Genomic DNA, 12,673 nt, shown 5'->3' with positions numbered 1-12,673 from the left:
CTGTCCGTTTACCGGTTTTCGGCAATCGCGGGCATCCAGGGGCCCAGCATGCCTTCCTGCGGCAGCACGGCTGTGTTCTTCGTCCGCACCAGCAGGCGCGCCGGATCGTTCGGTCCGGGGCAATGCCACCCGCCTGTCGCATCGGCATGGAAGCCGAAGAAGCGGCCGTAATAATCGGGATCGCCGATCAGCACTTGCGGCAGGGCCGGTTGTTCGCTCGACATGCCGTCTATCGCGTCGAGCGAGGCGATCATCAGCGCCTTGCCATATCCCTCGCCCTGGTGTTCGGGCACTACCGCGACGGGGCCGACCATCAATAGCGGGTGCTGGCGACCCTGCGGATCGGTCAACGCGACCGGCCAGATCTGGATCGTTCCGACCAGCATTTCGTCATCGTCGAGCGCGGCAAAGCTCAATCCCGGGAGCCAGTCGGTCCCCTCGCGAATGCGATAGGCGGTGCGCGCATGGCGGCCCGGCCCGAACGCACGGTCGAGCAATTGCTCGATCATTTCGGGCGGCACATTGGCAAGGGGGATCAGACTCGGCATCGGCGCGCGCGATTACGGTGCAGCGCACCCGCTGTCGATCAAAATACGCTTGGGCAGGGCAAAGCCCTAGCGCGGAGTGAGCTTCAGCAGGCGTCCCTTGTCGGCATCTTCCAGCAGATAGACCGCGCCGTCGGGTCCCTCGAACACCGAACGAAGGCGATTGTCGAAGCCATAGCGGGCCGCTTCGGTCGCGGTGTCGCCGTCGATCTCGACACGGATCAGCGCCTCGGTTGCGAGACCTGCGATCAGAGCATCGCCCTTCCATTCGGGGAACAGGTCGCCGCGATAGAAATGCATGTCGCCGGGCGCGATCACGGGCGTCCAGCTCAGCTTCGGAGCCTCGAGATCGGGGCGCGTGTCATGGTCGGGAATAGCGTCGCCATTGTAATGCACGCCGTTGGAAACGACCGGCCAGCCATAGTTCTTGCCGGGCAGGACGAGGTTGAGCTCATCCCCTCCGCGCGGGCCATGCTCGAGATCCCACAAGCGCCCTTGCGCATCCCAGTCGAGGCCGAGGATGTTGCGATGGCCATAGGACCAGACCTGCCGTGTCTCCTCGACCGGAGTGGCCGATTCATCGGTCCAGCCGAAAGGATTGCCCGTCGCCGCCACGCCATCCAGCGTCAGGCGGACGATCGAGCCGAGATTATTGCCGAGGTCCTGAGCGGGCTGCATCTTCTGCCGCTCACCGCTCGCGACATAAAGATATTGCTCGTCCGGAGAGAACAGCAGCCGGTGCGAGTAATGTCCGCGGCCCGATACCTTGGGCGACTGGCGCCAGATGACCTTCCAGTCGCGCACTTCGCATGTCTGGCGGTCCTTGCATGACAGGGTGCCCTTGCCGACTGCGGCGCCGCGGGTGTCTCCCTGGCCCGCTTCGGCAAAGCTCAGGAAGATCGTTCGCCCGGAAAGCGGCATGGCCGCCTCGCTCTGCAGGAAGGCGATGTCGCCCAAGCCACCCTGGCCGCCGTAGTCGACCTCGGGCAAGCCGGTGAAGGAGATCGTCCTGCCATTGTCCATGTCATGGCCGACGAGCTTGCCGGCCTTTTCCGTCACCACCACAACGTTGAGGCCGGGGACGAACGTGCCCGCCCAGGGCTCGTCGAAAGTTGCGATCTGTTCGACCTCGAAGGCGGTGTCAGAAGACGAGGCGCTGTCCACACCTGGCGCTGCCTGACAGCTTGCGGTCAGGGCCAGTGCGGGGAATAGGGATAGTCCTGCGAGAGATAGTTGCTTCATGCTGTGTGGAACTCCTGAACGCGGGCTTGGTGCCGCGCGACTTGTGATCGGCGTCGACGAGGCCGGTCGTGGCCCCCTCGCAGGTCCGGTCGTCGCTGCAGCGGTGGTGCTTTGCGAAGCCTACCCCGAAGGGCTGGACGATTCCAAGAAGCTGTCGGCCAAGCGGCGCGCACAGCTCGACGAAAGCGTCAGGTCCAGCTGTGCCTGGGCGGTCGGGATCATCGAACCGGCGGATATCGACCGGCTCAATATCCTCGCCGCAACTATGCAAGCGATGAGCGATGCGGTCGGACGGCTGACGGAGTTGCTGGGCGCTTCGCCGGACGAGGTGCTGATCGACGGCAACCTTACCCCCAACGGACGATGCAGGGACTGGCGCTGGCCGGCCCGGGCCATCGTCGGCGGAGACGGGATCGAGCCGAGCATTTCGGCCGCCTCGATCGTTGCGAAGGAATGGCGCGACCGGCTGATGCTGGCAGCGGCGGCCGAGCACCCCCAATACGGCTGGGACCGGAACAAGGGTTACGGCACCGCGGAACACATGGATGCGCTTCGCCGCCACGGCCCGACGCCGCTACATCGGCAGAGTTTCGCGCCAGTGGCGCAATTGACGCTTCTCTAATCCGCGCAACACACTACATCGCAGCCCATGATCGAAGCGATTATCTATAGCGCCATCGGCCTCGTGGCCCTTTTCATCGGCGGCGAACTGCTGGTCCGCGGCGCGGTATCGATTGCCCAGCGGCTGGGCGTGTCGAGCCTGTTCACCGGACTCGTCATAGTCGGCGCGGCAACTTCGATGCCTGAAATGGTGGCGAGCGTCGAGGCTGCCTTGCTCGGTTCGCCCGAACTGGCATGGGGCAATGTTGTCGGGTCGAACCTTGCCAATACGCTGCTTATCCTGGGCGTCGCCGCGCTCGTCATGCCGATTGCACTGAGCGGGACGGGCAAGCGCGACGCAGTCGTCGCCCTGGTGGCGACCTGCGTCCTGTGGGCGATCACCGCAGCGCAGCTTGCCTCGATATATGTCGGCCTGGTGCTGCTCGCAGGCATCGCTGCCTATGTTTACTGGCGTTACAACCACCCGCCGCATTACGAGCAGGAAGAAGACGACGCGGAAGGCGAGGGCGAAGCGTCCTATGGTCTGCCCGCTGCCATCGCACTGTTTGTGATCGGTGTCGGCATCCTCGTTTTCGGAGGCAATCTGCTCGTCACCGGCGCGATCGACATGGCGCGCCTGTTCGGCGTCAGCGAGACGGTGATCGGCCTCACCGTCGTGGCGGTCGGCACTTCGCTGCCCGAACTTGCTGCCTCTGTCGCCGCGGCCATGCGCGGCAAGCCCGGCCTTGCTCTTGGCAACGTGCTCGGTTCGAACATCTACAACATCCTGCTGATCGGCGGCGTCACGATGAGCGTCGCGCCCATGCCGGTGCCGACGAGCCTGCTGCTTTACGAGCTGGTCCTGCTGGCCGCATCGACTGCGGCCCTTCTCGTCATCCTTGCCAAGGCGAAGCAGATCGGCCGCGTGCTCGGCGCAGGGCTGGTGATGGTGTTCGCCGTCAACACGGCGCTGGCCTTCGGTGTCTAGCCGGAAGCGAAAGCTTTCTCCTTAAGCTCCGCGATATAACGTTTGCCGAAGGCTTCGGCTTCGTCGGGGCCCGGTTGGATCCCCTCTTCGCGGCTGGCCTCCTGGATCTCGTCGCGGCTGTTCACACGCGGAAATTTCTCAGGCGGGACGGGTACGCCCAAGAACTTGCACAGTGGCTCCCACCCTTCCTTGGGGTGGAACACCAGCAGGCGTTCGGGCGCGATCGTGTCGATCACGGTCTGGTTCCGGCGGTTGTACCAGTCGGTCATGAAGCCGCGGTCGCGAATATCGCCGCCGTCGAAGTGATCGAAGATCGCCCCCTTCATCATGTCGCCGGTCGGGCTGCCGACAAGGCCGGCCTGCATCTGGTCTGAAAAGATCGTCTCGCTGACGGATTCGAACCAGCCGTCGGCATCGCGCACGGTCAGGATGACCTTTGCCTGGGGGTAATAGTCGGCAAGTTCGCGCCAGTAGGAAGCGGAAGGGTAGTCGACGCAAGAGCGGAACCCGTCGAAGACTTCGTCCCAATCGGGCTTGCCGTTGATAACGCCCAGCCACAGCGGCACCTGCCTGCGGGCATCGGCCAAAACCTCTGCCATGTGGTGGCATGGACCGAAGCCCAGATGCTCCAGCGCAAATTTCATGGTGAAGGTTGCCGTACGGCCGGGGCCTGCCCCGATTACTTCCAGCGTCATGTTTCTCTCCCGGTTGGCGACCCGGGGCTCGTGACGACAGACAGTTCTTCACATTGCCGCCAATGTCGAGTCTTTCGTGTCACACCCCATCATGTCGAGTCACGAGAATCGATGCAGTCTCAACATCTTGTGCGGGACTCTTTTTGTTCTCTCATAGCTAACGCGCTGTTAACCATAACCGCCTATCGCTTTGCACTTGACGCAGAGTCCCGATGGACTCACCCTGTGGATAACTCGCTTGGATGCGACTGATGAGGGGTGAATGATGGGGGTCTTGGAGACCACGAAGACGCGCGCCACGCGTGCGAAAACAGCTGTCGAAACGCAGGCGGACCTGCCCACCGGGCTGATCCTGCCGGGCGATTGCGTGGAAGCGATGCGTTCGCTGCCCGACAACAGCGTCGACTGCGTATTTGCCGATCCGCCCTACAACCTGCAGCTTGGCGGCGATCTTTCGCGCCCCGATGGCAGCGCCGTCGATGCCGTGACCGATCACTGGGACCAATTCGACAGCTTCAAGGCCTATGATGATTTCACGCGTGCCTGGCTGACAGAGGCGCGCCGCGTCCTCAAACCCGATGGCGCACTGTGGGTCATCGGCAGCTATCACAATATCTTCCGCGTCGGCGCGATCCTGCAGGATCTCGGCTTCTGGATCCTCAACGACATCGTCTGGCGCAAGTCGAACCCGATGCCCAATTTCAAGGGCACGCGCTTCACCAATGCCCATGAAACGCTGATCTGGGCGAGCATGGGCGAGAAGTCGAAATACCAGTTCAACTATCGCGCGATGAAGACGCTCAACGACGAGCTCCAGATGCGCAGCGACTGGGTCCTGCCGATCTGCAATGGCGCCGAACGCCTGAAAGAAGGCGGGACGAAAGTTCACCCGACGCAGAAGCCCGAGGCGCTGCTTTACCGCGTATTGCTTGCGACGACCGAAAAGGGCGATGTTGTCCTCGATCCGTTCTTCGGCACCGGCACCACCGGCGCGGTGGCCAAGCGTCTTGGCCGCCAGTGGATCGGTTGCGAACGCGAGAACGTCTATCGCGATGCCGCCTACAAGCGGATCGAAAAGGAACTGCCGCTCGATGAAAGCGTGATCGAAACCATGCAGAGCAAGAAGTCGGCGCCGCGCGTCGCCTTCGGTTCGCTGGTCGAAAACGGCTTCCTCAAGCCTGGCACCGAAGTCTTCGACAAAAAGCGCCGCTGGGTTGCCACCGTTCGCGCCGACGGCTCGCTCGAACTCAATGGTTCCGAGGGCAAGCAGGTCGGCAGCATCCATGGCCTTGGCAAGGACCTGCAGGGCGCACCGAGCTGCAATGGCTGGTCGTTCTGGCACTACGAGGATGCGGCGTCTGGGGGCGATATGAAGCCGATCGACGCTGCCCGCCAGCTCTACCTCCTCGCGACAGAGGATTGATCGTCCTGTCCTACGCCTGCCTCGCGGGCTAGGACGGCGACATGACCGGCCCCCGTTTTCTCCCCCGCGATTCCAGTGCCGGGACTGTGTTCCATGTGTTCCATCGCGTAGGATTTGCCGAGGTAACCTGCATCTGGAAATGCCCGAGTGACTGACCGCATCTACATCCGCCCGATCGGGCTCGCATCGGCCCCCCAGGTGGAAGAAGGGCGGGCGGTCCGGCTCGCCGGCGGAATGGTCTATGCCAGCCGCTTTGCCGTGATCCTGCGCCGCGATGGCGAAGTCGCCGAACGCTGGCTTTGCGATGTCGAAAGCGTTGCCGAGGTTCTCGGCCGATTGCCCGACTGCGTGGCCGCCGAAGCGGAAGACCAGTGGTCGAACCTCGGCCTCGTCCACCCGCCGCTCGAATGCGGCCAGCGTACCGTGCGGCTCGACCAGCCGCAGGTCATGGGCATCCTCAATGTGACGCCCGACAGTTTCAGCGACGGCGGCGCGTTTCTCGACAATCCGGAAGCAGGGCGGGCTCATGCCTCCGCCATGCTCGAAGCGGGCGCGGCGATCATCGATATCGGCGGCGAAAGCACCCGCCCGGGTGCTCCTGCAACCTGGGAAGGCGACGAGAAGGATCGCGTCCTGCCGGCGGTCGAATACTGCTCTGCCATGGGCGCGGCAATCAGCGTCGATACGCGGCGCGCCGGCGTGCTCGAAGCCGCGCTGGAAGCTGGCGCGCATATCGCCAACGACGTGTCCGCGCTGCGCCACGATCCGCGTTCGGTCGAGATTGCAGCGCGTGCAGGCTGCCCAGTCATCCTGATGCATGCGCCCGGCAAGGGCGACGACCTCCATGCCGATGCAGATTACGACAATGTCGTGTTCGACGTGTTCGACTGGCTCGCCGCACGACGCGACGAGGCCGTGTCGAATGGCATATCGCGCTCGAAGATCGTGCTCGATCCGGGCATCGGCTTCGGGAAATCGCTGGCGGAGAACCTTGCGCTGCTGAATGCGCTGCCGTTGTTCCATGCGCTCGGCCAGCCGATCCTGCTCGGCGGAAGCCGCAAGCGGATGATCGGTGCGCTCTCGAACGAGGCTGAGGTTGGCGATCGGCTGGGCGGCAGCCTGGCGGTTGCGATCGCGGGAATGAATGCCGGGGTGCAATTGCTGCGTGTTCACGACGTTTTCGAAACGGTGCAGGCGCGCAATGTCTGGCGCGGGATGCGCGACGCGGCGCTCACCGATTTCAGCGAATTGCCCGAGGGCTAAGCTCGCTAGAGAATAAAGCCGCCGTCGCTGACCAGCACGTGGCCGGTCATGTTCGCGGCCTTGTCCGACAGCAGGAACAGGATGGTGTCCGCCATTTCCTCGGCAGTGGCGAACCGGCCCGAAGGGGTCGTCCCCGCCATCGCCTTCAATGTCGCTTCGCGGCCCTGTGCCTCGACCGATCGCTTGAAGTCTTCGGAGCTGTTCCAGATCGCGGTATCGACGCCGCCCGGGGCAATGGCGTTCACGCGAATGTTCTTCGGTGCGCCTTCCAGCGCCGCGATCCGCGCCATGTGCGCAACCGCCGCTTTCGCCACGCCATAGGGACCGATGCCGGCGATCGGCTTGATCCCGGTTGTCGAGGACGTGACGACTGCGCTCCCACCCTTTTGCGCCATGGCGCGCATGGCGGCGGCGAGGGTCAGGAACGCCCCGTCGAGATTCACGTCCATGACCTTGCGCCAGTCCGCGAAATCGAGTTCGGCGATCTGCCCGCCAGACCCGATGCCCGCGTTGACGACAGCATGGTCGAGCGCTTCCCATTCGCCCTCGAGCCGCTGCCACAAGGCCGGATCGGCGACGCTGCCGGTTATGCGGTGGACGGTGCAAGGGAGGTCGAGCGCATCGAGCCCGGCTTCATCGGTGTCGACGAGCCAGAGCGTATCGGCTCCGCGTTCGGCGAGAGCTTTCGCACATGCTGCCCCGATACCCGAAGCAGCGCCCGTAACGAGCGCAGTGCGCCCGGCAAAATCCTTGAGTTCAGACATGCGCAGCGGGCTAACCGCCTTAAGCTGCGCTGTCTATGCCGAGGTCTGAGAGCTTGCGGTAAAGCGTGGAGCGTCCGATGCCGAGGCGCCGGGCGACTTCGGTCATGCGTCCGCGATAATGGCCGATGGCGAGGCGGATGACGTCAGCTTCGATTTCCTCGAGCGCGCGGAGGTTGCCGTCCTCGGTGTAGAGCATCACGCCTACGCCTTCATGGATCGGACTGACGATTTCCTGCGGACCGCCGAGCAGTTCGGACAATTGCGGGAAGCTGTCAGCCGTCAGCGTTTCGCCTTCGCAATAGACGGCGGCGCGGAACAGCACGGATTGCAGCTGGCGGACGTTTCCGGGCCAATCATAGGCACCCAGCAAGGCGAGCGCGCTGTCGGTAATCGACAGGTGCACGAGGCCGGGCTGTTCGCCGATGCGGGCGAGGAAATGACGGGTCAGAGCGGAAATATCGCTCGCTCGTTCGCGCAAGGGAGGAAGCTTGATCGTCGTGGCGGCAAGCGCTGCATGCAGGTCGGCGCGGAAATGCCCGCTCTCGACGAGCTGCTCCATCGGGAAATTGCTTGCCGTCAGCAGCCGCACATCGACGCGGAAACCGTGGCTTGCGCCCAGCGGACGAACGATGCCCTTCTCGACAACCTCGAACAGCTGGTCCTGCAGGCTTTCAGACAGGCGATCGATCTCATCGAGAACCAGCGTGCCGCCGTCGCAATGCTGGAATGCCCCGATCTGGCGATCGAAAGCGCCGGCAAAGGCGTTGGGTTCATGGCCGAAAAGCACCGATTCGACCGAGTTGGCCGGAACGCCGCCGATGTTGATGATGCGAAACGGAGCCTTCGCACGCGGACTTGCCGCATGCATGGCGCGCATCAGCATTTCCTTGCCCGTGCCGTTTTCGCCCTCGATCAACACATGGCCGTGCCCTCGAGCTGTCTTTGCCGCCTGGGCAAGTGCCGTGCGGAACTTGGGCGCGGTGCCGATCATCGCGTCGAAATCGAGCGATGCGTGCATTTTTTCCGTCAGCGGCTGGAGCTCGTCCTGCGAGGAAGACCGCTCTGTCGCAGCACGCAACGCTTCCATCAGGCGATCAGGAGCGACCGGTTTTATCAGGTAGTCGGAGGCGCCGGCGCGCATGGCCTCAACCGCCAGCAGCGGAGAGGCGCTCGTCGTCAGCATGAGGATGGGCAGCGCGGGGCGGCGGCTCTTCAGTTCTTCGATCAGCGCGCAGGCGTCGTCACCCGGCACCCACTGGTCGAGGATGATCGCAGACAGCTGCATGCCCTCTCGTGTGCCGAGCATGGCGATGGCGGTTTCTGAGTCGGCGGCGACGATCGTGCGCCATCCCTCTCGCGAGGCAAGCGCCGAGATCAACCGGCTCTGTGCCGGTTCGTCGTCGATCAACATCAACAGGCGTTGGTCGCTCGTCCCCATATCCCTCAAACCGTCCCGATGTGAAACGCGGTCAGCTTTAACGGTGAGGAGTAAAGAGCCTATTAAGGCTGATAAGGATGCTATCGCCTGTCCGGCTGCATGGTCACTTGAGGTTGGCCGGAATGCGCGATAGACCGACGCCAGTTTTTGCCTTCACTACAGGGATAATCATGGCTTCGCAGGATATGAAATCGGCTGAAAAGATGTACGACAGCTTCATCGCCAGCCTCAAATGGACGGTGCCGCTCATCGCGGTCATCACTCTCGTCGTAGTCGTCCTGATTGCCGACTAAGCGGCGATAGCCCTTGCGGATCGCTATCCTGAAAGAACGCGCTGCCGGTGAGCAGCGCGTTGCCGCCACGCCCGAAACGGTGAAGAAATTCATCGGCCTGGGCGCCGAAGTAGCCGTCGAGAGTAGGGCAGGCGAAGGCGCCTCGATCACCGATGCGGCCTATGCTGAGGCGGGAGCATCCGTCGCCGGTGCGAAGGACGTGGTGAAGGGCGCCGACATCGTGCTCGGCATTCAGGCACCGGATGTTGCCGATCTGGCAGGCGCGAATGCAGGGGCGTGGGTCGCAGCGCTGTTCGATCCATTCACACGGCGCGACACGGTCGATGCCTATGCAAAGGCCGGTTTCGAGGCGCTTTCAATGGAATTCATGCCGCGCATCACCCGTGCGCAGAGCATGGACGTGCTTTCCAGCCAGTCGAACCTCGCTGGCTACAAGGCGGTGCTGGTCGCAGCGAACGAATATGGCCGCGCCTTCCCGATGATGATGACCGCTGCCGGCACGGTGCAGGCGGCCAAGGTTTTCGTCATGGGCGTGGGCGTTGCAGGGCTTCAGGCGATAGCGACGGCCAAGCGTCTGGGTGCGCAGGTTTCGGCGACCGACGTTCGCAGCGCGACGAAAGAACAGATCCAATCGCTCGGCGCCAAGCCGATTTTCGTCGAAAGCGTCGAAGGGATCGAGGGCGAAGGCTCGGGTGGTTACGCCACCGAAATGAGCGAGGAATACCAGAAGGCGCAGGCCGAGCTGGTGTCCGGCCACATCGCCAAGCAGGACATCGTGATCACCACTGCGCTCATTCCGGGCAGGGCCGCGCCGCGGCTGATCTCGGACGCGCAGATTGCGACGATGAAGCCCGGCAGCGTGATTTTCGACCTCGCGGTGGCCCAGGGCGGCAACGTCGAAGGCTCTGTGGCCGACCAGGTGGTCGTGAAACATGGCGTGAAGATCGTCGGTTATTCGAACACGCCGGGCCATCTTGCGGCGGACGCTTCGGCGCTGTTTGCTCGCAACCACTTCAATTTCCTCTCCGCCTTCTGGGACAAGGAAGCGGGCAAGCCTGTGCTCGACGAGGAGATCGGCAATGCCGTGCGTTTGACGCAGGGCGGCAAGGTCGTGAACGAGAGGCTGGCGGGTTGAGGGCTCTGCTTCCGCTCATGGCTTTGATGCTAGTGGCGGCAACGCCTGCTGAAGAGCGTGCCGAGGCGCTTTCGGGCGCATGGACCGTCAACTTGAGGTTGAACCTCGACGACCAATCCTATTCTCAGCCGATGGTGCTAACTGTCGGCAACGACGGCTCCGTTGGCGGCAGTTTCTACAACAGCGAAATTCTTGCTGGAAAAGCGGGAACGGCACAGGGCAGGACCTGTGTTGCCTTCCGTACCACCGACGGCAGCGGGTATTATCATACCTCGGCGTGCCTCGTGGATGGCAACATGATCGGGCAGACCTGGTCAGAGGGCCGCAGTTTCGTGCTGCCGTGGACTGCCAAGAGACCGGTAACCGGGGACTGACATGGACTTTATCTCGATCCTTTCGATTTTCGTGCTGGCGTGTTTCGTCGGCTATTACGTGGTCTGGTCGGTCACGCCCGCGCTGCACACGCCGCTGATGGCGGTTACCAATGCGATCTCCTCGGTGATTATCGTCGGCGCGCTGATCGCGGCGGCAGCTGCGGATGTGCCCGGGGCGAAGTGGCTGGGGCTGCTCGGCATCGTGCTTGCGAGTGTGAACATCTTCGGCGGCTTTGCAGTGACGGCGCGAATGCTCGCCATGTACAAGAAGAAGGAGCGCAAGTGATGGGCGTTCCTGCGCTTTCCGTGCCTCCGGGCACCGACTTCCAATTCATCGACGAGAACGGTCGCGAGGTTCTGGGTACTGTGGGCGAGGCTGCTGCCGCGCACGCACCGGTGAACCCGTGGGTAGCGCTTGCCTATCTCGTGTCGGGCGTTTTCTTCATCCTCGCGCTGCGCGGCCTGTCCTCGCCCGCGACGAGCCGGACGGGCAACCGCTTCGGCATGATCGGTATGCTGATTGCGGTGATGACGACGTTGGTTACTCATTGGCCCTATATTGACCCCAGCACGATAGATTGTTCGGGGTCCTTTGGCTTCGACGGGCCAGGACCTTGTGGAGGTGTGATCACTCCCGATTGGGCGTCTATCGGCGAAATTCTCGCTGCTATTGCCATCGGTGCAATCATCGGCGTCACCATAGCCCGCCGCATCGCCATGACCGCGATGCCCGAGCTGGTCGCGGCCTTCCATAGCCTTGTCGGCCTTGCCGCGGTGCTGGTGGGCTGGGCGGCCTATCTCAACCCTGAGGCTTTCGGCTTGCTCACTGAAACCGGCATAGGCGCAGTCTCAAAGGTCGAGATGGGTCTCGGTATCGCGATCGGGGCGATCACCTTTTCCGGCTCGGTCATCGCCTTTGCCAAGCTGTCGGGGCGGATGAGCGGTTCGCCGATCCTGCTGCCCGCTCGGCACGTCATCAACCTCGGCACGCTCGCTGCGATCATCGTTTTGACCGCACTGTTCGCCATGGCCGGACCTGCCGAGACCATGCCGCTGATCGTCGCGCTGACGGTGCTCGCCTTCGTCATTGGCTTCCTGCTCATCATCCCCATCGGCGGGGCGGACATGCCGGTCGTGGTCTCGATGCTGAACAGCTATTCGGGCTGGGCCGCAGCGGCGATGGGCTTTACGCTCGGCAATACGGCGATGATCATCACCGGCGCGCTGGTCGGCTCTTCGGGCGCAATCCTCAGCTACATCATGTGCCGCGCGATGAACCGAAGTTTCATCTCCGTGATCGCAGGCGGGTTCGGTGCCGATGCAGGCTCGGGCGCGGGCGGCGAAGCGAAGGAACAGCGCCCCTACAAGCAGGGCAGCGCGGCCGATGCCGCCTTCATGCTCGAACAGGCGGAAAAGGTCATCATCATCCCCGGCTACGGCATGGCTGTGGCGCAGGCGCAGCACGCGCTTCGCGAAATGGCGGACATCCTCGAGGAAAAGGGCGTCGAGGTGAAATACGCCATCCACCCCGTCGCCGGGCGCATGCCGGGGCACATGAACGTGCTGCTGGCCGAAGCGCAGGTGCCTTACGAGAACGTCTTCGAACTCGAAGACATCAACAGCGAATTCGCGCAGGCCGATGTCGCCTTCATCATCGGCGCAAACGACGTGGTGAACCCTGCGGCCAAGACCGACAAGTCTTCGCCCATCTACGGCATGCCCGTATTCGACGTGGACAAGGCCAAGCAGGTCTTCTTCATCAAGCGTTCGATGGGCGGCGTGGGCTATGCGGGCGTCGATAATGACGTTTTCTACATGGACCAGACCATGATGTTGCTGGCCGATGCGAAGAAAATGGTCGAGGAAATCGTCAAGGCGCTCGACTAGCGGCGCTTGCAATCTTTCTCCCTTGC

The 12,673-nt window shown here is 63.1% G+C and carries 14 protein-coding genes; 9 read left to right on the top strand and 5 right to left on the bottom strand.

The genetic code is table 11. The features are described from left to right. Positions 1-8: 8 nt before the first annotated feature. Complete coding sequence (locus tag AMC99_RS08580) at positions 9-548, bottom strand: GNAT family N-acetyltransferase (RefSeq protein WP_061925470.1); 540 nt, start codon at positions 546-548, stop codon at positions 9-11. A 66-nt stretch (positions 549-614) separates the two neighbouring features. Further along, the gene (locus AMC99_RS08575) at positions 615-1,787 is read right to left on the bottom strand and encodes a PQQ-dependent sugar dehydrogenase (RefSeq protein WP_061925467.1); all 1,173 of its coding nucleotides are present in this window, start codon (positions 1,785-1,787) and stop codon (positions 615-617) included. Between AMC99_RS08575 and AMC99_RS08570 the strand changes: the two genes are divergently transcribed. Next, the gene (locus tag AMC99_RS08570) at positions 1,786-2,409 is read left to right on the top strand and encodes a ribonuclease HII (RefSeq protein ID WP_061925463.1); all 624 of its coding nucleotides are present in this window, start codon (positions 1,786-1,788) and stop codon (positions 2,407-2,409) included. The genes AMC99_RS08575 and AMC99_RS08570 overlap by 2 nt on opposite strands. A gap of 27 nt (positions 2,410-2,436) precedes the next feature. Beyond that, positions 2,437-3,375 (top strand): calcium/sodium antiporter, encoded by a 939-nt coding sequence (locus AMC99_RS08565; RefSeq protein ID WP_061925460.1) that lies wholly within the window; start codon positions 2,437-2,439, stop codon positions 3,373-3,375. Here AMC99_RS08565 and AMC99_RS08560 read toward each other — a convergent pair. Further along, positions 3,372-4,070, bottom strand: coding sequence for a sulfotransferase family protein (locus tag AMC99_RS08560; RefSeq protein ID WP_061925456.1), 699 nt, complete (start codon positions 4,068-4,070; stop codon positions 3,372-3,374). The genes AMC99_RS08565 and AMC99_RS08560 overlap by 4 nt on opposite strands. Before the next feature lie 265 nt (positions 4,071-4,335). Here AMC99_RS08560 and AMC99_RS08555 point away from each other — a divergent pair, with 265 nt between their 5' ends. Beyond that, positions 4,336-5,493 carry a site-specific DNA-methyltransferase gene (locus AMC99_RS08555; protein WP_061927862.1) on the top strand — a complete coding sequence of 386 codons (1,158 nt, stop codon included), beginning with the start codon at positions 4,336-4,338 and terminating at the stop codon, positions 5,491-5,493. A gap of 147 nt (positions 5,494-5,640) precedes the next feature. Beyond that, on the top strand, positions 5,641-6,756 hold the full coding sequence (gene folP, locus AMC99_RS08550) for a dihydropteroate synthase (RefSeq protein ID WP_061925453.1): 1,116 nt from the start codon (positions 5,641-5,643) through the stop codon (positions 6,754-6,756). Between the two features lie 5 nt (positions 6,757-6,761). Here the strand turns inward: folP and AMC99_RS08545 are convergent, their stop codons facing one another. Both AMC99_RS08545 and AMC99_RS08540 read right to left on the bottom strand, forming a co-directional pair. Then, positions 6,762-7,520 (bottom strand): SDR family NAD(P)-dependent oxidoreductase, encoded by a 759-nt coding sequence (locus AMC99_RS08545; protein WP_061925451.1) that lies wholly within the window; start codon positions 7,518-7,520, stop codon positions 6,762-6,764. Positions 7,521-7,539: 19 nt separating this feature from the next. Beyond that, entirely contained in the window at positions 7,540-8,958 is a 1,419-nt protein-coding gene (locus AMC99_RS08540; RefSeq protein ID WP_061925448.1) for a sigma-54-dependent transcriptional regulator, read from the bottom strand. 170 nt (positions 8,959-9,128) lie between these two features. Between AMC99_RS08540 and AMC99_RS14270 the strand changes: the two genes are divergently transcribed. From AMC99_RS14270 to AMC99_RS08520, 5 genes are read left to right on the top strand one after another with little or no spacing between them, the layout of a single operon-like run. After that, positions 9,129-9,251: a hypothetical protein gene (locus AMC99_RS14270; protein WP_257719950.1), complete on the top strand. Its 123-nt coding sequence runs from the start codon at positions 9,129-9,131 to the stop codon at positions 9,249-9,251. 13 nt (positions 9,252-9,264) lie between these two features. Further along, complete coding sequence (locus AMC99_RS08535; RefSeq protein ID WP_061925445.1) at positions 9,265-10,386, top strand: NAD(P) transhydrogenase subunit alpha; 1,122 nt, start codon at positions 9,265-9,267, stop codon at positions 10,384-10,386. A gap of 17 nt (positions 10,387-10,403) precedes the next feature. After that, on the top strand, positions 10,404-10,760 hold the full coding sequence (locus AMC99_RS08530) for a hypothetical protein (protein ID WP_061925443.1): 357 nt from the start codon (positions 10,404-10,406) through the stop codon (positions 10,758-10,760). Position 10,761: 1 nt separating this feature from the next. Then, positions 10,762-11,046 carry an NAD(P) transhydrogenase subunit alpha part 2 gene (locus AMC99_RS08525; protein WP_061925440.1) on the top strand — a complete coding sequence of 95 codons (285 nt, stop codon included), beginning with the start codon at positions 10,762-10,764 and terminating at the stop codon, positions 11,044-11,046. Continuing rightward, the gene (locus AMC99_RS08520) at positions 11,046-12,647 is read left to right on the top strand and encodes an NAD(P)(+) transhydrogenase (Re/Si-specific) subunit beta (protein ID WP_061925437.1); all 1,602 of its coding nucleotides are present in this window, start codon (positions 11,046-11,048) and stop codon (positions 12,645-12,647) included. Before AMC99_RS08525 ends, AMC99_RS08520 begins: the two co-directional genes overlap by 1 nt. Positions 12,648-12,673: the final 26 nt, after the last annotated feature.

Source organism: Altererythrobacter epoxidivorans, assembly GCF_001281485.1.
Classification (GTDB): Bacteria; Pseudomonadota; Alphaproteobacteria; order Sphingomonadales; family Sphingomonadaceae; genus Erythrobacter; species Erythrobacter epoxidivorans.
This window is presented reverse-complemented; position numbering and strand designations above follow the sequence as displayed.